The sequence below is a fragment of the Pseudomonas sp. JL23 genome (genome assembly GCF_056933585.1).
Genome location: NZ_CM167795.1, coordinates 6,575,746 through 6,595,876, shown reverse-complemented (window position 1 = coordinate 6,595,876; position 20,131 = coordinate 6,575,746). Strand labels below are relative to the sequence as shown.

At 61.3% G+C, this 20,131-nt stretch carries 18 protein-coding genes; 5 read left to right on the top strand and 13 right to left on the bottom strand.

The window, feature by feature from the left end; genetic code table 11:
- Positions 1-108 precede the first annotated feature (108 nt).
- Positions 109-969, bottom strand: coding sequence for a hypothetical protein (locus AC1Z24_RS30180; protein ID WP_483743889.1), 861 nt, complete (start codon positions 967-969; stop codon positions 109-111).
- 134 nt (positions 970-1,103) lie between these two features.
- Between AC1Z24_RS30180 and AC1Z24_RS30175 the strand changes: the two genes are divergently transcribed.
- Positions 1,104-1,535 carry an acyl-CoA thioesterase gene (locus AC1Z24_RS30175; protein WP_483743888.1) on the top strand — a complete coding sequence of 144 codons (432 nt, stop codon included), beginning with the start codon at positions 1,104-1,106 and terminating at the stop codon, positions 1,533-1,535.
- A gap of 22 nt (positions 1,536-1,557) precedes the next feature.
- On the opposite strand, the gene AC1Z24_RS30170 is transcribed toward AC1Z24_RS30175, so the two are convergent.
- The 4 genes from AC1Z24_RS30170 to AC1Z24_RS30155 form a co-directional block, all read right to left on the bottom strand.
- Positions 1,558-2,019, bottom strand: coding sequence for a YMGG-like glycine zipper-containing protein (locus AC1Z24_RS30170; RefSeq protein WP_483743887.1), 462 nt, complete (start codon positions 2,017-2,019; stop codon positions 1,558-1,560).
- A gap of 355 nt (positions 2,020-2,374) precedes the next feature.
- Positions 2,375-4,705: an FdhF/YdeP family oxidoreductase gene (locus tag AC1Z24_RS30165; RefSeq protein WP_483746747.1), complete on the bottom strand. Its 2,331-nt coding sequence runs from the start codon at positions 4,703-4,705 to the stop codon at positions 2,375-2,377.
- A gap of 2 nt (positions 4,706-4,707) precedes the next feature.
- Positions 4,708-5,547 (bottom strand): formate dehydrogenase accessory sulfurtransferase FdhD, encoded by an 840-nt coding sequence (fdhD, locus tag AC1Z24_RS30160; RefSeq protein ID WP_483743886.1) that lies wholly within the window; start codon positions 5,545-5,547, stop codon positions 4,708-4,710.
- A gap of 93 nt (positions 5,548-5,640) precedes the next feature.
- Positions 5,641-6,528, bottom strand: a complete 888-nt coding sequence (locus AC1Z24_RS30155; protein ID WP_259104025.1) for a LysR family transcriptional regulator — start codon at positions 6,526-6,528, stop codon at positions 5,641-5,643.
- Positions 6,529-6,723: 195 nt separating this feature from the next.
- Here AC1Z24_RS30155 and lysM point away from each other — a divergent pair, with 195 nt between their 5' ends.
- Positions 6,724-7,131, top strand: coding sequence for a peptidoglycan-binding protein LysM (gene lysM / locus AC1Z24_RS30150; protein WP_483746746.1), 408 nt, complete (start codon positions 6,724-6,726; stop codon positions 7,129-7,131).
- Between the two features lie 123 nt (positions 7,132-7,254).
- On the opposite strand, the gene yrfG is transcribed toward lysM, so the two are convergent.
- Entirely contained in the window at positions 7,255-7,917 is a 663-nt protein-coding gene (yrfG, locus tag AC1Z24_RS30145) for a GMP/IMP nucleotidase (RefSeq protein ID WP_483743885.1), read from the bottom strand.
- A gap of 93 nt (positions 7,918-8,010) precedes the next feature.
- Here yrfG and nudE point away from each other — a divergent pair, with 93 nt between their 5' ends.
- Together nudE and cysQ are read left to right on the top strand one after the other, a co-directional pair.
- Positions 8,011-8,577: an ADP compounds hydrolase NudE gene (gene nudE, locus AC1Z24_RS30140; protein ID WP_483743884.1), complete on the top strand. Its 567-nt coding sequence runs from the start codon at positions 8,011-8,013 to the stop codon at positions 8,575-8,577.
- Entirely contained in the window at positions 8,574-9,410 is an 837-nt protein-coding gene (gene cysQ / locus AC1Z24_RS30135) for a 3'(2'),5'-bisphosphate nucleotidase CysQ (RefSeq protein ID WP_483743883.1), read from the top strand. The genes nudE and cysQ overlap by 4 nt, the downstream gene beginning before the upstream one ends.
- A 118-nt stretch (positions 9,411-9,528) precedes the next feature.
- Here cysQ and AC1Z24_RS30130 read toward each other — a convergent pair whose 3' ends face one another.
- From AC1Z24_RS30130 to rfbB, 7 genes are all read right to left on the bottom strand, one after another.
- On the bottom strand, positions 9,529-9,999 hold the full coding sequence (locus AC1Z24_RS30130; RefSeq protein WP_483743882.1) for a thioesterase domain-containing protein: 471 nt from the start codon (positions 9,997-9,999) through the stop codon (positions 9,529-9,531).
- Positions 10,000-10,118: 119 nt separating this feature from the next.
- Entirely contained in the window at positions 10,119-11,498 is a 1,380-nt protein-coding gene (locus AC1Z24_RS30125) for a sigma-54-dependent transcriptional regulator (RefSeq protein ID WP_483743881.1), read from the bottom strand.
- Positions 11,495-13,306 carry a sensor histidine kinase gene (locus AC1Z24_RS30120; protein ID WP_483743880.1) on the bottom strand — a complete coding sequence of 604 codons (1,812 nt, stop codon included), beginning with the start codon at positions 13,304-13,306 and terminating at the stop codon, positions 11,495-11,497. Before AC1Z24_RS30120 ends, AC1Z24_RS30125 begins: the two co-directional genes overlap by 4 nt.
- Before the next feature lie 182 nt (positions 13,307-13,488).
- On the bottom strand, positions 13,489-14,358 hold the full coding sequence (gene rfbD, locus AC1Z24_RS30115) for a dTDP-4-dehydrorhamnose reductase (RefSeq protein ID WP_483743879.1): 870 nt from the start codon (positions 14,356-14,358) through the stop codon (positions 13,489-13,491).
- A 5-nt stretch (positions 14,359-14,363) separates the two neighbouring features.
- Entirely contained in the window at positions 14,364-14,909 is a 546-nt protein-coding gene (gene rfbC, locus AC1Z24_RS30110) for a dTDP-4-dehydrorhamnose 3,5-epimerase (RefSeq protein WP_483743878.1), read from the bottom strand.
- Positions 14,906-15,781, bottom strand: coding sequence for a glucose-1-phosphate thymidylyltransferase RfbA (gene rfbA / locus AC1Z24_RS30105; protein WP_259104036.1), 876 nt, complete (start codon positions 15,779-15,781; stop codon positions 14,906-14,908). Before rfbA ends, rfbC begins: the two co-directional genes overlap by 4 nt.
- Positions 15,778-16,860 carry a dTDP-glucose 4,6-dehydratase gene (gene rfbB, locus AC1Z24_RS30100; RefSeq protein ID WP_483743877.1) on the bottom strand — a complete coding sequence of 361 codons (1,083 nt, stop codon included), beginning with the start codon at positions 16,858-16,860 and terminating at the stop codon, positions 15,778-15,780. Before rfbB ends, rfbA begins: the two co-directional genes overlap by 4 nt.
- Before the next feature lie 327 nt (positions 16,861-17,187).
- Here rfbB and AC1Z24_RS30095 point away from each other — a divergent pair, with 327 nt between their 5' ends.
- A complete protein-coding gene (locus AC1Z24_RS30095) occupies positions 17,188-20,103 on the top strand; it encodes an aminotransferase (protein WP_483743876.1) in 2,916 nt (971 codons plus the stop codon).
- The last annotated feature ends 28 nt before the right edge of the window (positions 20,104-20,131 follow it).

Here is a 20,131-nt window from a genome sequence, read left to right as displayed (position 1 = left end):
AGGCCAGTATTAATGGGTAGATTTATCGATACTTTTTCGAACAACTAACGATTCAACCAAACAGAGGTGTTCGTACGCGTTAGATACCCTCGTTAGCGTTGATCAACCCTAGGGTTCGTAACTTCCCATAGCCTCGCAATAACGCTGCTCCATTCTCTTGCTGGCGTCGTCACGGTCGCGTCTGAAGCGTATGCCCCAGTCGTTGCAGGCTTCCTTGAAAAACACTTTGGCGGCCTTGCGGCACTCGCGTCGTTCGACGGATTCGGCGGGGAAGTTGGCGCAGACGCTGGCGTTGTCGACGTGGTTATCGATGCTGCGCCATTTCGCCTCGTAGCGATTGCGGCCGTCCCATTCGCGAATAGCGATGGTCGTATATTCCGCCGCAGATGTGGAGCGCGCTGGCTTGTTGCGGGCCTTTTCAGCCTTTAACTCGGCCATATAGCTGGAAGAGACCATGCCTTGAGCCACCGGCTTGCGCTCCGGGCGCGGCAATTGGCCAAAGCGGCAGTTCAGCACGTTCTCGTCAATGACATTGCCGTCTTTCAGGCAATTATCCAACGGTTGCACCTCGACGGGCTGCGGACGAGTGACGACATTGGGACCGTCGTAAGGCTCCAGCTGAATAGGATTGGCAGCAGAGGGTTGCGGCGTTCTGACAGGTGCAACCGCAGCAGCAACGGGCGCGACAGGCGTGAGCTGGGGCTCTGGCTGGGTATCCGTAACAGGCGCGGCAACAACTTGGTCGATAGCGGGAGTCGGCGCAGGACGGCGTGGCAATAATTGAGCGACCAGCAAAGCGCTGACGATCGCGATCCCCAGGATGATGGCATAGAGTTCATAGGGCGGGCGTCTGCGGGCTGCAGCAGGCTTGCGCTTGCTGGCAGGGCCCAGCACTACGTCGAACTGGTCCGGGGTCAGTCGCTGGATGCGAATGATGCCGTCGTCGGCTTGCTGGTTCTGGGAATCCATTCCGTTTCGCTGGTCTCTTTGGGCGTGACAATAGTCCGTGCGGCGAAGGGTAAACCGCCTTTATAGCTGTTTGCTAGTATTGCGTGTCGATCCCGAAACAAATCTTGCCCGACCCCCTGAACAAGAGGCTGTCCATGCCCGAGCAAACCCCGCAACGCAGTGACTACCGACACTTCCAGCCCATTACCACGCGCTGGCATGACAACGATATCTACGGCCATGTAAATAACGTCACGTACTACAGCTTTTTCGACAGTACAGTGAACACCTACCTGATAGAGCGCGGCGGCCTGGATATCCATGATGGCGCGGTTGTCGGCTTTGTCGTCAGTTCTTCCTGCGATTACTTTGCCTCGATTGCCTACCCGGAAATGATCGAGGTTGGCCTGCGCGTGAGCAAGTTGGGCAACAGTTCGGTGCAGTACGAGTTGGCGGTATTTAAAGTTGGCGAGGAAGAAGCCTGTGCCGCCGGACGTTTCGTGCATGTCTTTGTCGACCGTGCTTCGAATCGTCCGGTAGCCATTCCTGAGGCGTTGCGCCTGGCCATGCAGGTTTTGCTGGTCTGAATTTGAACCAGCCCTTCAGGACTTAGCGATGGCGGTAGTGGCCGCGAGCATGACCGCGGCGGCCGTGGTAGTCGCGGTGGTCATCGCGACCCCGGTAGCGACGGTCATTGCGGCCGTCGTCGCGGCTTTCGTTACCCATGTAATTGCCCAGCGCGCCACCGGCACCACCGCCTGCGGCTGCGCCGATCAGGCTGCCGGTATTACCACCGACACTGCGTCCGATCACGTTGCCGCCTGCAGCGCCCAGGCCGCCGCCAATAGCGGCTTCGGTACGGTTGCGCCGGTCAGCGCCCACCGCGCCGCCTGCTGCACCACCCAGGCCTGCACCAATGGCCGAACCGGTACTGCCGCCCAATTGTTGGCCGACCACCGAGCCGAGTACCCCACCCAATGCTCCGCCTACACCAGCCTCCGTAGTTCCGCCAGCCGAGGCGAAACCACTGGCCAAAGTAAGAGACAACAGCAGAATCGAGGAATACTTCATGTAGTGAATCTCATAGGGATGACGGCGCGATCCTGAGGCGCAACTAACAATCTCTCAACTCGTTTCCGACGAGTAACACGACTGACACACAAATAACTAACTTGTTGTTTTTACTCTGAAACTTAGTTGGTTTTGAGTGGTCTTAAACTACTTGCAAAAAAGGCCCGTTTCACAGGAAACGGGCCTTTTTTGTGTCTGCTGCATTGCTCTGTCCCGGGCCAAGCTCCGACCTGTAGGAGCGAGGCTTGCCCGCGAACTGAACGACTCGGTACGCCAGGCTCACCGTATTAAGGCATTCGCGGGCGAGCCTCGCTCCCACAGGGCGGTAGTTATTCGTTAAGAACGAATCCAGGCGTTAGATAATCCGCGCCGACTCGCTCGCCCGTTCCAGTTTGATCGCCACGAACTTCGAGGTCGGTGTGCTGCTGCCCGCGCCGACGCTCTCCAGCGGCACCAGCGGGTTCACTTCCGGGTAGTAGGCCGCAGCCTGGCCGGCCGGAATATCGAATGGCAGCAGGGTGAAACCTTTGACCCGACGCACATGCTCATCGCCCCAGATAGAACTGATATCGACCTTCTGACCCGGTTGGAAGCCCAGGCGCACGATGTCCGCTTCGTTGACGAACAGTACGTCACGCTGGCCCTTGACTCCGCGATAGCGGTCGTCCAGGCCATAAATAGTGGTGTTGTACTGATCGTGTGAGCGCATGGACTGCATGATCAGGTCCGGGATCTGCCCGGTCGAACGAACGCTCTCGTGGATCAGGTCCAGCGGCAGGGCATTGGCCTTGAAGTTGGCGCGGGTGGTGGCGGTGTTCCAGCGGCGCTCGCCGGCGGCGTTACCCAAGTAGAAGCCGCCGGGATTCTTGACCCGCTCGTTGAAGTCCTTGAAGCCTGGGATGGTGTCGGCGATCAGGTCGCGGATGCGGCTGTAATCTTCCACCAGCCACAGCCAGTCCACCGGTTGCTTGCCCAGGGTCGCGTTGGCGATACCGGCAAGAATGGCCGGTTCCGAGCGCATCTGAGTCGACTGCGGCTTCAACTGGCCGTTGGAGGCGTGGACCATGCTGAACGAGTCTTCCACGGTCACGGCTTGCGGGCCGTTTGCCTGGATATCGATGTCGGTACGGCCAAAGCACGGCAGGATCAGTGCGTCTTTACCGTGGGTCAGGTGGCTGCGGTTGAGCTTGGTGCTGATCTGCACGGTCAGGTCGCAGTTGCGCAGGGCTGCCACAGTGCGGGCGCTGTCCGGCGTCGCCTGGGAGAAGTTGCCGCCCAGGCCGATGAACACCTTGGCGCGGCCTTCGGCCATGGCATGAATCGCCTCGACCACGTTATGGCCGTTTTCGCGAGGGACCTTGAACTGGAAGCGCTTTTCCAAAGCATCAAGGAAGAACACCGGAGGGCGTTCGTTGATGCCCATAGTGCGGTCGCCCTGCACGTTACTGTGGCCGCGCACCGGGCACAGACCTGCGCCCGGGCGGCCAATGTTGCCGCGCAGCAGCATCAGGTTGGTGATTTCCTGAATGGTCGGCACCGAGTGGCGATGCTGGGTAATGCCCATCGCCCAGCACATGATCACGTTCTTGCCTTTGAGGTACATCCGCGCCGACAGCTCGATATCCTGCAGCGTCAGGCCGGACTGCTCGACGATGGACTCCCACGAGGTGTCGTCGATGGCGGCCAGATAGTCCAGCACGCCATGGGTGTGTTCGTTGAGGAACGCGTGGTCGAACACCGAAGGGGCGTTGGCCTGCTGGGCTTCGCGCTCCCATTGCAGAAGGAACTTGGCCATGCCGCGCAGCAACGCCATGTCACCACCCAGGGCCGGACGGAAATACGCGGTGTTGGTCGGTTCCGAGCCGTTGGTGAGCATTTCCAGCGGATGTTGCGGGTGCTGGAAGCGTTCCAGGCCGCGCTCTTTGAGCGGGTTGACGCAAACCACTTGCGCGCCGCGCTTCACCGCTTCGCGCAGCGGTTCAAGCATGCGCGGGTGGTTGGTGCCGGGGTTCTGGCCGAGGACGAAGATCGCGTCGGCATGTTCGAAGTCGTCGAAGGTCACAGTGCCTTTGCCGACGCCGACACTTTGCGACAGGCCCACGCCGCTGGCTTCGTGACACATGTTCGAGCAGTCAGGGAAGTTGTTGGTGCCGTAGGCGCGCACGAATAGCTGGTACAGGTAGGCGGCTTCGTTGCTGGCCCGGCCCGAGGTGTAGAACTCGGCCATATTCGGACTTGGCAGGTTGTTCAGGTGCTTGGCGATCAGGGCGAAGGCGCCGTCCCAACTGATCGGCTTGTAGCGATCAGTCTCGGCATCGTAGACCATCGGCTCGGTCAGGCGGCCCTGATATTCGAGCCAGTAATCGCTTTGCTCAAGCAGGGCACTGACGCTGTAGCGCTCGAAGAACGACGGGCCGACCAGGCGTTTGGTCGCTTCCCAGTTCACCGCCTTGGCGCCGTTCTCGCAGAACTTGACCATGCCGCTTTCCGGCGAGTCGCCCCAGGCGCAACCGGGGCAGTCGAAGCCGCCGTTCTGGTTGGTCTTGAGCATCATGCGCAGGTTTTTCAGCGCGTTGTCGCTGGTCAGCCAGGCCTGGGTCACGCTGATCAGTGCGCCCCAACCGCCAGCCGCACCTTTGTACGGCTTGTAACGTGGGGTAGGGGTCTTGTCGGCTTGATTGTGCATGCTCACGCTTGACTCTCCATCGCAGGGCTATAGACCCGCGGCGCACTGTGTTGCGGCAGGTGAATTAAATTGAGGTTGTGCCGACGCGCCCATTGCAGGGCCAGGCCGGTGGGGGCGGACAGGCTGACCAGGGTCTGGATGCCGGCGCGCAGGACTTTCTGGATCAGCTCAAGGCTGCACCGACTGGTGACAATGGCCGTGCCGCCTGCCAGGGGAATGTCCTGACGGATCAGGCCGCCGATCAGCTTGTCGAGGGCGTTGTGCCGGCCGATATCTTCGCGACCGAGCAGCAATTGGCCCTTGGCGTCCATAAACACGGCGGCATGTACCGCGCCGCAATAACGGCCCAGGGGCTGGAACTCGCCGATGCGCTGACGCAGGCCTTCCAGCCATTGCGCAGGCGGCAGCGGTGCGCCGGGCAATACATTCAGTTCAGGTAAAGCTTGCTCGACCGCTTCCACGCCGCACAGGCCGCAACCGCTGGTGCCGGCCAACTGGCGGCGCTGTTGCTTGAGGTTCCAGAACGCGCGGCTGGCGATTTCCACTTCGGCATGTTGCGCCGAGCCACAGCCGCTGAGCTTGAGGTCGTAGATTTCATCGGGCGAGGCAATGATGCCGCTGCCCAGGCTGAAACCGACGATGAAGTCTTCGAGGTCGGTCGGGGTCACCAGCATGACCGCCTGGCTGATGCCGTTGTAGGCAATGGCCAAAGCGACTTCTTCGGCGAGCGCAGTCTGCGCCGAATCATCGACCGTAAGATTCGAGTAACTGTAGGACTGGCTGGCGGCAGGCGCAGGCGAATACTGTGCGGGCGCCGTGCTGACCGTGCGCTTGGCGTGCATGGTTAAGTACCGGCAGAGTGATAGCTAACAGCCTATGCCTCTTGTCGGATGGCGTCTAATCGGTGGTTCTGATGCACCGATAGATGACGTCGATCAATGTTCTTCGCGCAGTTTTTGGTAAAGGGCGAAGCACGCCTCGGCCAGTGCCGAACGCGGTGCGCTGCGACGCATGATCAGGCCCAGCCCGGCGAGGGTTCGGGCATCTTCGATGGGATGCAGGCGCAGGTGTTCGGTAAGGGTTTCCAGGCCGCCGTCCAGGGGCATGATGGCGCAACACAGGCCGCCATGAACCGCCTGTAATAACTGATGCACGGCATCGGTCTGCAACAGCGGGCGAGGGTGAAGGCCGCGGCTGTGGAAGTTGTAATCGATGGATTGGCGAAAGTGCATGCCGCTGGTGAGCAGGCCAAGGGGCATTTCAATCAACTGCGCCCAACCCAGGGCTGGCTCATCGAAGTTGAAATGGCGCTGATCGTAGAGCAGGCCCATGCGGGTCTCGGCCAGTTCCAGCGAGTCGAAACGCTCGGTGTCGAGGCGTTCGAGATAGGACACGCCCAGGTCGATGCGATTGCTCGCCAGTTGTTCGAGAATCTGTTCGGAACTGAGAGACGACAGCTCGAAATTCAGCTCCGGGTGGATCTCGTGCAAGCGGCGCAGCAGCGGCAGTGGGTCAAAACTCGACAGCGGCACCACGCCCAGGCGCAGGGTCCCGACCAGATTGCCGCGACAAGCGGCGGCTTCGGCCTGCAAGCCATCGTAGGCGGCCAGTACGGTCCGGGCCCAGGCCAGCACCCGTTCGCCGGGGGCAGTAAAGCCCTCGAAGCGCTGGCCGCGGTTGACCAGGGGCAAGTCCAGCTCTTCTTCCAGATTGCGCAGGCGCATGGACAGGGTCGGCTGGGTGATATTGCAGCGCGCGGCGGCCTGACCGAAGTGGCGGGTTTCATCGAGGGCGATCAGGAATTTGAGTTGTTTGATGTCCATCTTCACTCCGGGACGCAAGGCAGGCGCCAGATTCTACGCGCTGATGCGCATCTATGTTGATGCGACGCTGGTCGGAACACTGGGTTAACTATCTGGCTCGAACTAAGATTGATAAGGACAGCAGTTACGATAACAAAGGAAGGAGAACGGTCATGAGCCTGTTCAGCTTCGTTAAAGAGGCAGGCAGGCGAAAAGCTGATCGACCTGCTGACACCCGGGCATGCTAAAGCCGAGGAAACCCTGAAAAAACATATCGCCGATGTCGGGTTGGGCAGTCCGAATGTTCAATTATCCCTGGAGGGTGACAAGGTTATTGCCAGTGGGGAAGTGGTAAGTCAGGAAGAGAAAGAAAAGATCCTGCTGGCCTTGGGCAATATTCAGGGTATCAAAAATGTTGAGGATCGCATGACCCTGCATGCCGCGGCCCCGCAGACTTCGCAAGCACGTTTTGTGACGGTGAAGGCGGGCGATACGCTCAGTTCCATTGCCAAGGCCGAGTACGGCGACCCCGGCAAGTACACCAAGATATTCGAGGCCAACAAACCGCTATTGTCCCATCCCGACAAGATCTATCCAGGGCAGGTGTTGCGGATTCCGGAATAGTTAAGAGATATCAATAAGGTTCGTTGGAGCGAGGCTTGCCCGCGAAAGGTTTGACGCGGTATTCCTGATAATCCGTGCCGACCTCTTCGCGGGCAAGCCTCGCTCCAACGAAATCGCGTTCGATTACAACCCTTCCAGCAACTCCCTATAATCCCCCACTGCTGCAAACTCCTCGGTGTTCTTCGGACCTTTCTGGCTATTGGGTTCTTTCACGGCCAACAAGTGTGCAATACCAAAGCGGCGCGCGCTACGCAGGATCGGCAGGGTGTCGTCGATAAACAGGCTGCGTGCCACATCGAAACCGATATCGGCCTGCAGGGCGTCCCAGAACTGCGCATTTTCCTTGGGGAAGCCGTAGTCATGGGAGCTGATCAGGCGCTCGAAATAGGGCGCCAGTTGCATGCGTTCCATCTTCAGGGACAGCGAGTCGCGATGGGCGTTGGTGATCATGATCACCCGCTTGCCCGCCTTCTGGATCGCCGCCAGAAAGGTCTCGGCATCCGGGCGCAGGGCGATCAGGTGCGCGGTTTCGCGCTTGAGCTCGCGCAACGGCAGGTTCAGCTCGGCGGTCCAGAAGTCCAGGCAGTACCAATTCAGGGTGCCAGCATTCTTCTCGAAGATCGGGCGGATTTCTTCCAGGGCCAGGGCCGCGCTGATGCCATGGCGCTCGGCATAACGCTGGGGCAGGTGTTGCAGCCAGAAGTGGTCGTCGTAATGCAGATCGAGCAGGGTGCCGTCCATGTCGAGCAGGACGGTGTCGATATCACGCCAGGGCAGGGAAGGCATTGGTAAGTCTCTTTGGTCAAATCATAGGCATTTGCGACACAAACAATCGGAAAAGCCACGGTATAGTACCCCGCTTACGCCAAGGAGCTTGCCATGCGCCAGAAACCCACCGTCCTCGCCCGCGAAATCGTCGCCAGCAGTCGCCTGTTCACGGTCGAAGAGTTGCAGCTGCGTTTTTCCAACGGGGTCGAACGGACCTATGAGCGGCTGGTGGGACGTGGCACCGGTTATGGCGCGGTGATGATCGTCGCCATGCTTGACGCTGAGCATGCCGTGCTGGTCGAAGAATATTGCGGCGGCACCGATGAGTATGAATTGTCCCTGCCCAAGGGCCTGATCGAGCCGGGCGAAGACGTGCTGGCTGCCGCCAACCGCGAACTCAAGGAAGAGGCCGGTTTTGGCGCGCATCAATTGGAACATCTGACTGAGCTGTCCCTGTCGCCCGGCTACATGAGCCAGAAAATTCAGGTGGTGCTGGCCACTGATCTTTACGAAGAGAGTCTGCCGGGCGATGAGCCCGAGCCGATGCGCGTGGACAAGATCAACCTTCGCGAGCTGTCGAGCCTGGTCCAGCATCCGCAGTTCAGCGAAGGCCGTGCCCTGGCGGCGCTGTATCTGGCCCGTGACCTGCTGACCCAACGCGGAGTGTTCCTGCCATGACCGACGTTTTTGCCCAACTGCCTCATCCCTTGCTGGCGCCGGTGATCAAGCTGGCGCGCCAGGCCGGTGAGGCGATCTTGCCGTTCTGGCGGGCCAATGTCGCGGTGAATACCAAAAGCGACGATTCCCCGGTCACTGCTGCCGATCTGGCGGCCCATCACGTATTGGTCGATGGTCTGCTGGCCCTGGCGCCGGACATCCACGTGTTGTCCGAAGAGGACGCCGATATCCCTGTCAGTGAGCGGGCGCAATGGCAGCGCTGGTGGCTGGTCGACCCGCTGGATGGCACCAAGGAATTTATCAACGGCAGCGAAGAATTCACCGTCAATGTCGCCCTGATCGAAAACGGTCGCGTGGTGTTCGGTGTGGTGTCGATGCCGACCAACAACCGCGCCTATTTCGGTGGTGACGGTCTGGGTGCCTGGCGCAGTGACGACGAAAATCATTTGGCGCCGATCAGCGTGCGCAATGCCCCGGCCGAAGCCTTCACCGTGGTTGCCAGCCGCCGCCACAGCAGCCCGGAGCAGGAGCGTCTGCTCGGTGGCCTGAAAGAGGCGATGGGTAGCCTGGAACTGGCCAATATCGGCAGTTCGCTGAAGTTCTGCCTGCTGGCCGAAGGCGCCGCCGATTTCTACCCGCGCCTGGCGCCAACTTCGCAATGGGACACCGCCGCCGCCCAAGGCGTACTGGAAGGGGCTGGGGGTGAGGTGCTGGAGTTGTCGGGTGAGGTGTTTACCTATCCGCCCAGGGAGTCGCTGCTTAACCCGTTCTTCCTGGCATTGCCGGCCAAGGCGCAGTGGCGCGAGCAGATGCTGGCGTTGGCGCGGGCCTGATAAAACCCTCGAATTGGCATGATTCTGTGGGACCGGCTTTAGCCGGGAAGGCGTCTTCCCGGCTAAAGCCGGTCCCACATTTGTCCTGTATTTCCAGGGCGACGGAGCTTCAGCTTCTTTAGCGATGCAATACAAACTGCCCGACAAACCGCACCGCGTCCGCCTCACTGCCCTCGGCGACAATCCGCGTATGCAGCGCCAGCCGCGCGCGGCCGCGGCGTTGGTAGGTGGTGATGAATTTGTCCCAGAGTGCCGCATCCGGCGCGTCGCAGATGGCCACAGCATCGCTCTTGACCGGCAGCGGATAGCTGATCTGGCCATCCTGAATGACGATATGCCCGTCCTCGATCCCCGCCTCGCGCAGGCGCACATGCAACCAGCCCCAACCTGCCAGCACCGCGCCGCAATAAAGGCTGCCGCCGAATAGCGTGCTCTTGTGATTGATGTTCGGTGCCAGGGGCAGATGCAGGCGCAGTTGCCCGTTTTTCCAGCTCAGGACCTTGAGATCCATGTCGCGGGTCAGGGGGATGTCGTGGTGCAGGACCTGTTCGAGGTCGCGGGCCATGTCCGTGGGTTTGTACATGTTCATCAATGGTCAATCCAACGCGAAATTAATGTGGGAGCCGCCTTGGTGGCGAGACGTCGGTTCAGTCGCTGAAAATCCTGCGAGCGCTTCGCACTCGATCGCCACCAAGGCGGCTCCCACGATCATTCATGATCATCCTGATTGCTGGCACTATCGGCGAAATTCAGCCCATGTTTGCGCAACTTGTCGTGCAAGGTCTTGCGTGGCAGGCCCAGGGCTTCGGCGAGGCTGCGCATTGAGCTGTGGGAGCGGGTCAGTTCGGCGGCGATCAGGGCGCGTTCGAAATTTTCCACCTGTTCGCTCAAGCCGCCGTTGGCATTGGCAGACACTTCCTTGCCTTCCAGCTCCAATTCCAGGCCAAGGGCAAAGCGTTCGGCAGCGTTTTGCAGTTCGCGTACGTTGCCCGGCCAGTTATGCCGCAATAGCAGGGCGCGCTGGCCCGGCTGCAATTCGTGCTTGCCCAGGCCATGGCGCAGGGCGGCGGCGTCGGCGAAGTGCTGAAACAGCATCAAGGCGTCTTCGCCGCGCTCGCGCAAGGGCGGGATGCGCAGCGGCGCGACGTTGAGGCGGTAATACAGGTCGGCACGAAAACGGCCTTGATCCGCCGCCTGACGCAAATCTTCCTTGGTCGCAGCGATCACGCGGATATCCAGAGGTATCTGTTGATTTCCACCCAGGCGCTCGACCACGCGTTCCTGCAAGAGCCGCAGCAGTTTGACCTGCACGTCCATGCTCATGCTTTCGATTTCATCGAGGAACAGCGTGCCGCCATTGGCGAATTCGAACTTGCCGATGCGGCGTTTCTGCGCCCCGGTAAACGCCCCCGGTTCGTGACCGAACAGCTCGCTTTCCACCACCGACTCGGCCAAAGCCCCGGCGTTGATCGCCACGAACGGGCCGTTGCGGCGGCTCGACAGGTCATGCAGCGCCCGGGCCACCACTTCTTTACCGGCACCGGTTTCGCCGAGGATCAGCACGTCGGCACGAGTCCCGGCCAAGGCACCGATCTGTTCGCGCAGGCGCAGCATCGGCGCCGATTGACCGACCAGGCGAGTGCTCAGTTGCTGACGATCACTCAAGGCCAGGCGCAGGCTGCGGTTATCCAGAACCAGTCGGCGCAGGGCCAGGGCGCGGCGCACACTGTCGAGCAGGGCATCGCTGGCGAAGGGTTTTTCCAGAAAATCGTAGGCCCCGGCGCGCATGGCCTGCACGGCCAGGGGTACGTCGCCGTGACCGGTGATCAGCAGCACCGGCAGCTCCGGGTCTTGTTCATGCAGCTGGTTGAGCAACTCCAGGCCATCGATGCCTGGCATACGGATATCGCTGACGACCACGCCCGGCCAGTCACGCTCGATGCGCGCCGCCACGCCCTGGGCTTCGGCCAGTGACATGACTTTGAGCCCGGCCAGGTCCAGCGTCTGGCTCAGGGCCTGGCGCAGATGGGGGTCGTCGTCGATCAGCAACACCTGGGTCCGGCTGTCGATGGCGGTGTCCGTGCTCATGCGGAAAGATCCTCTGGCGGTTGCAGGTTGACTCCGGAGGCGCCGGCTCGCAGACGCAGGGTCAGCAGGGCGCCGCCATCAGGGTGGTTGGCGAACAGCAATTCGCCGCCCAGGGCGCGCATCAGCGTATCGCAGATGGCCAGGCCCAGCCCCAGACCCTGAGTGCGGGTCTTGGTGGTGAAAAACGGCTCGCGGGCCCGGGCTAACGCTTCAGGGGAAAATCCTGGGCCGTTATCGCGAATGTACAGGTTGACGCCTTCGGCACTGGTTTCGGCACTGAGCCAGAGTTTGCGCGGCGGGCCTTTCTCGGTCAGGGCGTCGAGGGCGTTGGCCAGTAGGTTGCCAAGCACCTGGCGCAGACGGGTTTCCCCGGCCTGTACCCATAGGGTCGCAGCGGGCAGGTCGCGGATCAGTTCCACGTCCATGGCCCGTCGGCGCTTGGCCAGCAATGCCAGGGCGTCGTCCAGGGCCGGTTGCAGGGCGACGCTTTCCGGGGCATGACGGTCGCGGCGGGCGAAGGCGCGCAAATGGGCAATGATCGAAGCCATGCGCCCGGTCAATTCGCTGATCAGTTTGAGGTTGCCACGAGCGTCGTCGGTCCGTTGGTGGTCCAGCAGCACCTCGGCGTTTTCCGCATAACTGCGAATCGCCGCCAGTGGCTGATTGAGTTCATGGCTGATGCTCGCCGACATGGTGCCCAGCGCCGACAGCTTGCCGGCCTGAACCAGTTCGTCCTGAGCGCGGACCAGTTCCTGCTGGGCCTGCTCGCGCTCCAGTACTTCCTGGCGCAGGCGGCTGTTGAGGCCTTCGAGGTCGCTGGTGCGTTCGATCACACGCATCTCCAGCTCGCGCCGGGCCTTGGCTTCGAAGGCGATGCGGTCCAGATAGTGGCGGCGGCGCTGCATCATGATGCCCAGCAGCGAGATCAACACCAGCAAGGCCGCCGCGCCGACTGCGACGACGGTGCGTACCGGGCGGTCGATCAGGGCGCGGGGCGCGAGAATATTTACGCTCCAGCCGATTTCGTCGATCTGCTGGGTCTGGGTCAGCCAGGCCTGTTCGTCCAGGCGCAGGGGCAGGGGATCGTTGGTTGGATACGTCTGCACCGAAACAATCGATTGCTTCTCGGCATTGGTCAGCGGGCGTGTAGCCCGGAAGCGCCAGTCCGGGCGCGAGGTCAGAATCACCACGCCGTTCTGGTCAGTCAGCAACAGCTGTTCCGGCGTCTTGCCCCACAGGGTTTCGGTGTGGTCCAGATCGACCTTGATTACCAGTACGCCAATGACCTGATCGCCATCATGCACGGCCCCGGCGAAGAAATAGCCACGCTTGGCCGAGGTAGTGCCCAGACCGAAGAAACGGCCCAACTTGCCCGCCATGGCTTCGTTGAAATACGGACGGAAAGCGAAGTTGCGTCCGACAAAGCTATCGCGCTGATCCCAGTTGGACGCGGCCAGAGTGCGGCCATTGGTATTCATCAGGTACATGACATCTGCGCCGGTCTGCTGGGCGATATCACGCAACAGGTGGTTGGCCTTATCGACGTTGCTCAGGCTTTGCGGCATCAGCAGGGTGTCGCGCAGCACCGGCAGGTCATTGAGAATCTGCGGCAGGGTCTCGTAACGGTGCAGGGTGCCGAGCAGGTTGGCGACGTAAAGGTCCAGGGTCTGGCGGTTTTGGCTAACCAGCTCGCTGCGGTAATAGTGCTCGGCCAGGTGTTGCAACGGCCACAGCAACGGCGTCAGGCACAGAGCCAGTAACGCAAGACTACGCCAGCGGGGGCGGCGGGGGACGGTGCTAGAAATCATGGTCAGCCATGCAGGTGCCGGACATCGGGTTTTGCATTATGGCTGCGCGTCGCCGTCGATACCACGCTGTCGCGAGGTTGGCGCCAGGTGGTGGGACCGGCTTTAGCCGGGAATACGCCTTCCCGGCTAAAGCCGGTCCCACAGAATGTCGCCGATTCAGCGTTTTTTGAGGAAGCTAATACTCAGCCCTGCGCCGCCAGACACTCCAACAACGCCCCGTGCCAATGCGCCTGATGCACGCCCCATTGGTCCTGCAACCGCCTGCAATCCAGCCGCGAATTGAGCGGGCGTGTGGCCGGGGTGGGGTAGGCGCTGGAGGGAATGGCCTTGAGCGTGGCGCAGCGTTTGCCCTGATTGATCAATTCTTGAGCAATGGCCTCGGCAAAGCCGAACCACGAGGTCTCGCCTTCTGCGGTCAGGTGATAGATGCCCCATTCACCCGCCTGACCGGCCTGCCAGCGCTCGATCAACTGGCGGGTGCTGGCGGCGATGGTGCCTGCCCAGGTCGGTGCACCGATCTGGTCGCTGACCACGGACAGCTCGTCGCGCTCTTGCAGCAGGCGTTGCATGGTCAGCAGGAAGTTTTTGCCGACCGTGGAGTAGACCCAACTGGTGCGCAGGATCAGGTACTGCCCGCCCACCGCCGCGATGGCCTGTTCACCGGCCCACTTGCTGGCGCCGTAAATGCTCTGCGGATTGACCGGGTCGTCCTCGCTATAGCGCCCGACTTTATTGCCGTCGAACACGTAGTCGGTGGAGTAGTGGATCAGCGGGATCGCCAGCATTCTGGCCGCTGTGGCCAAGGCACCGGCGGCCAGACCATTGACCCGCAACGCCGCCAACGCATCGCTTTCGGCCTGATCCACGGCGGTGTAGGCCGCCGCGTTGATGATCAGGTCCGGCTTGAGGGCCAGCACGCGCTCGACGATGGCCGCTGGTTGCGCCAGGTCCAACTCGTCGCGACCCAGTACCACCAACTCGCCCAGATCCGCCAGACTGTGTTGCAAGGCCTGGGAAACCTGGCCGTGGCGGCCGCTGATCAAAATCTTCATGGGCTTCATGGAAACAGATCCGCGTCTTTCAGGTCACTGCCTTGCTGGTCCTTGCCCGACAACAGTGGCGCCTGGTCCAGTTGCCAGTCGATGGCCAACTCGGGGTCATCCCAGCGAATGCAGCGTTCGGCAGCGGGGGTGTAGTAGTCGGTGGTCTTGTAGAGAAACTCGGCGTAGTCACTGAGCACCACGAAACCGTGGGCAAAACCCTGCGGCACCCACAGCTGGCGATGGTTCTGCGCCGACAGGCGCACGCCGACCCACTGGCCGAAGGTTTTGGAGCTGCGGCGGATATCCACGGCGATATCCAGCACTTCGCCTGCGGTGACCCGCACCAGTTTGCCCTGGGCGTTTTCGATCTGGTAATGCAGGCCCCGCAGCACGCCTTTCTGCGAGCGCGAATGGTTGTCCTGAACGAACTCGGTGCTGATCCCGGTAGCCTGGGCAAAGGTCTTGGCATTGAAGCTTTCATAGAAAAAGCCCCGGGCATCACCGAAAACTTTAGGCTCGATGATCAGCACATCAGGCAAATCACTGGCAATCACATTCACGGGTGTTCCCCTGCAAGCTTGAACAGATACTGGCCGTAGCCGGTCTTGCCGAAGTAGGCGGCGCGTTCGAGCAGGTGCTCGCGGTCGATCCACTCGTTCTGATAGGCGATTTCTTCGAGGCAGGCGACCTTCAGGCCCTGACGGTGTTCGATGGTCTGCACGTATTGCGAGGCATCGAGCAGGCTGTCGTGGGTACCGGTGTCGAGCCAGGCGAAGCCGCGGCCAAAGCGCTCGACGCGCAGGTCGCCGCGCTCAAGATAGGCGTTGTTGACGTCGGTGATTTCCAGCTCGCCCCGTGGCGATGGCTTGACGTCCTTGGCGATGCGGATCACTTCGTTATCGTAGAAATACAGGCCGGTCACCGCGTAGCTGGACTTCGGCGCCTTGGGCTTTTCTTCGATGGACAGGGCATTGCCGTTCTCGTCGAAATCGATCACGCCGAAGCGCTCCGGGTCCTTGACCCAGTAGCCGAAGACCGTGGCCCCGGAGGTATGCTCGGCGGCCCGATGCAGCTGCTCGGAGAAGTGCTGGCCGTGGAAGATGTTGTCGCCCAGGATCAGGCACACCGAGTCATCACCGATAAACTCTTCGCCAATCAGAAAGGCTTGCGCCAGGCCATCGGGCTTGGGCTGTTCGGCGTAATGGAAGTGCACGCCGAACTGGCTGCCATCGCCCAACAGGCTGCGGTATTGCGGCAAGTCCTGGGGCGTGGAGATCACCAAGATCTCGCGAATTCCGGCCAGCATCAGCACCGAGATCGGATAGTAGATCATCGGTTTGTCGTAAATCGGCAGCAGTTGCTTGGAAACGCCGAGGGTAATGGGGTGCAGGCGGGTGCCGGAGCCCCCGGCCAGTACGATGCCTTTGGTCATGCGATCAGATCCTTGGGGTCGGTGAAACCCAGTCTTTGTCCTTGGTAACTGCCGTCTTGAACCCGTTGGCACCACTCCAGGTTGTCCAGGTACCACTGCACGGTCTTGCGCAGGCCGGTCTCGAAGGTTTCCTGCGGTTTCCAGCCCAGTTCACGTTCGATTTTGCTGGCGTCGATGGCGTAGCGCTGATCATGGCCGGGGCGATCGACCACGTAGGTGATCAGGTCGGCATAGTGCGCCACGCCCTTGCGTTGTTCCGGGGCCAGCTCTTCGAGCAGGGCGCAGATACCGCGCACCACATCGATATTTTTCTGCTCGTTATGGCCTCCGATATTGTACGTCTCGCCGACGGCGCCCTCGGTCACCACTTTGAGCAGGGCGCGGGCGTGGTCCTCTACGAACAGCCAGTCGCGCACCTGCAGGCCGTTGCCATACACCGGCAGCGGTTTCCCGGCCAGGGCATTGAGAATCACCAGCGGGATAAGCTTTTCCGGGAAATGGAACGGCCCGTAGTTGTTCGAACAGTTGGTGATCACCACCGGCAAGCCATAGGTGCGCTGCCAGGCCCGGACCAAGTGGTCGGACGCCGCCTTGCTGGCCGAGTACGGCGAACTGGGCGCGTAGGGCGTGGTTTCGGTGAACAGATCATCGACGCCGTGCAGGTCGCCATACACCTCGTCGGTGGAGATATGGTGGAAGCGAAACGCCCCACGCTCGTCTTCGGGCAACGTCAGCCAGTAACGGCGCGTGGCTTCGAGCAGGCTGTAGGTGCCGACGATGTTGGTCTGTATAAACTCTGACGGGCCATCGATCGAACGGTCGACATGGGACTCGGCCGCCAGGTGCATGATGGCCTGGGGCTGAAAGCGCGCCAATACCGCACTTACGGTGGCCTGATCGACGATATCGGCCTGGACGAACTCGTAGCGCGTGTTGGTCGCGATGCTGGCCAGGGATTCGAGGTTGCCGGCATAGGTCAGTTTGTCGAAATTGAGAACATCATGGTCCGTATGTTGGATCAGATGACGGATAAGCGCGGAGCCGATAAAGCCCGCGCCGCCGGTAACCAGTATGCGCATTAGGTAGGCCTTCTTCCTTGTTGGACGTAAGAGCTATGGAGCATAGCTTGTGGGGCGAAGCCGGGTCGCGCAAGCAGCATTGACCAGGAAGCCATCGGCGGGTGATGAAATATATTGATTGCGTTCGCGCGGCACGTCATAAAAATGCCGGTTTACGGGCCTGAAAGACTGTCGCCACATTGTGGGACCGGCTTTAGCCGGGAAGACGGTATGGCGGGCGATAAAAATGTATTAATACTGCCTATGCCTTCCCGGCTGAAGCCGGTCCCACAGGGGTAGCCGCTCCTGCAAAACAATACTGTTATTAATTCAGCTTCCGAGGTCCCCATGCCGCTCGCTACATTGATTCGCCGCTCCAGCCTGCCATGCCCCGACGTCAGTGCCGCTCAAGCGTCGCAACTGCTTGCGGAGCATTACGGCCTCAGTGGCGCATTGACCGAGTTGGGCAGCCAGCAGGACCGCAACTTTCTGCTCGATACGGGGCAGGGGCGCTACGTCCTGAAAATCTGCCATGGCGCGTATTCGACCACTGAACTGGCCGCGCAACATGCCGCCCTCGGCCATCTGCACCGGCAATCGGCGGCGCGAGTGCCAGCAGTGGTCGAGGCGAGTAATGGGCAAGAGCTGCTGTCACTGGAAATCGGCAATCAGCCGGTCCATGTTCGGTTGCTGTCGTTTATCGACGGTCAGTCCCTGGCTCATCTGCCGCGTCTGGACCGGCATGTGCTGGTGGGGCTGGGCGAACTCTGCGCTTGGGTGGACCAATCCCTGGCCGGGTTCAGTCATCCCGGCCTTGAGCGCATCCTGCAATGGGACCCACGCCATGCCCAGGCCCTGATCAAGCACCTATTGCCGGTGCTCACCGACTCTGACGCGCGGGACTGCATCGCCGCTGCTGCCGAGCGGGCTCATCAGCGTTTGCTGCCCCTGATCCCGGCGTTGCCGATTCAGGCCGTGCATCTGGATATCACCGAATACAACGTGGTCTGGGCCCGTGATGAACAGCGCCAGTGGCAGCTGCAAGGCCTGATCGATTTCGGCGATCTGGTCAGCACCTGGCGCATTGCCGATCTGTCGGTGACCTGTGCGGCGCTGCTGCACCATGCCGATGGCGATCCGCTGTATATCCTCCCGGCCATTCACGCTTATCACGCGATCAACCCATTGAGCCTGGCAGAGTTGCAGGCCTTATGGCCGCTGATCGTCGCCCGCTCGGCGGTGTTGGTACTGAGCAGCGAACAACAGGCCAGTGTCGAGCCGGGTAACACCTATATCCAGGCCAACCTGGCCAGTGAATGGAATATCTTCGACGTCGCCACCTCGGTGCCGATGGCCCTGATGGAGGCAGCGATTCTGTCGGCACTGGGAATGGTTGCACCCCCGTCGCCCTCGTTGGCTATGACGCCGTTGCTGCCAGGGTTGCAGGGTGCACCCTTCACTCTGGTCGACCTTGGCGTACTCAGTGAGCATTTCAGCGCGGGCAACTGGGAACAGGAGGGCATCGACGAGCGCCTGTTGCAGCAGGCCGCGAAACAGACCGGCCAGGCCAGCAGCCGCTACGGTGAATATCGCTTGTCGCGCACTCGCCCCGACAGCTCCGATGAACCGGACACCTGCGCCCTGCATGTGGAGTTATACCTGCCTGCGGGCACGGCCCTGCATGCACCGTTCGCCGGAACCCTGCGTCAGACCGCCGATGCCGCGCTGCTCTTGAGCAGCGATCAGCTGAGCCTGCGCCTGTGGGGTGCAACCGGCGAGTTGGGCATGGGCCGTGAGGTGGCCGCAGGTGGTGTGCTTGGCCTGGCCAATGGCACGGTACTGGTGCAACTCTGTACGCAACCCGAACTCAGCCCACCGCTGTTTGCCCAACCCGCCTGGGCGGCGGCCTGGCAAACCCTGTGCCCTTCACCTGCGGCACTGCTGGGCTTTGATTGCGACGCCCCGGCCCTGGCCGATTCGGCGCAGTTGCTCGCGCGTCGCGACGCCAGCTTTGCCCGTTCGCAAAAGCATTACTACCAGGCGCCACCGCAGATCGAGCGCGGCTGGCGCAACCACCTGATCGACATGCAGGGGCGCTCCTATCTGGACATGCTCAATAATGTCGCGGTGCTCGGCCATGGTCATCCGCGCATGGCCCAGGTCGCCAGCCGCCAGTGGTCGTTGCTCAATACCAACTCGCGCTTTCACTATGCGTCGATTGCTGAATTCTCCGAGCGTCTGCTGAAACTGGCGCCTGAGGGCATGGACCGGGTTTTTCTGGTCAACAGCGGCAGCGAGGCCGATGACCTGGCCATTCGTCTGGCCTGGGCCTACAGCGGCGGGCGCGACATGCTCAGCGTGCTGGAGGCCTATCACGGCTGGACGGTAGCCACCGACGCGATTTCCACCTCCATCGCCGACAACCCGCAAGCCCTCAGTACCCGCCCGGACTGGGTCCATCCGGTCATGGCGCCGAACACTTGGCGCGGCGAATTCCGTGGCCCGGACAGCGGTCCCGAGTACGTGCGCAGCGTCGATGAGGTGCTGGCAAAACTGGATGCGCAACAGCGTCAGGTCGCCGGGTTTATCTGTGAGCCGGTGTACGGCAATGCCGGAGGGATTTCTCTGCCCAAAGGTTATCTGCAAAGTGTTTATCAGAAGATCCGCGAGCGCGGCGGGGTGTGCATCGCCGATGAAATCCAGGTCGGCTATGGCCGCCTGGGCCACTACTTCTGGGGCTTCGAAGAGCAGGGCGTGGTGCCGGACATCATCACCATGGCCAAGGGCATGGGCAACGGCCATCCGCTGGGCGCGGTGATCACCCGCCGCGAAATCGCCGAAGCTTTGGAAGCTGAAGGCTATTTCTTCTCATCGGCAGGAGGCAGCCCGGTCAGCTGTGCGATCGGCATGGCGGTGCTTGATGTCATGGAGCAGGAAAGCCTGTGGGAAAACGCTCGGGAAACCGGCGACCACTTCAAGGCCCGCCTCGAAGCCCTGGCTGATGACCACCCCTTGGTCGGCGCAGTGCACGGTATGGGCTTCTACCTGGGCCTGGAACTGGTCCGCGACCGCCAGACCCTGGAACCCGCCACCGAAGAAACCGCCGCCCTGTGCGAACGCTTGCGCGAACTGGGCATCTTTATGCAACCGACCGGGGATTACCTGAACATCCTCAAAATCAAACCGCCGATGTGCACGACACGCCAGAGTGTGGATTTTTTTGTGGAGAGGGTTTCCAGGGTGCTCACAGAGCTCACGACCTAAGCCTCGCTCCAACGACACTAATGACAGA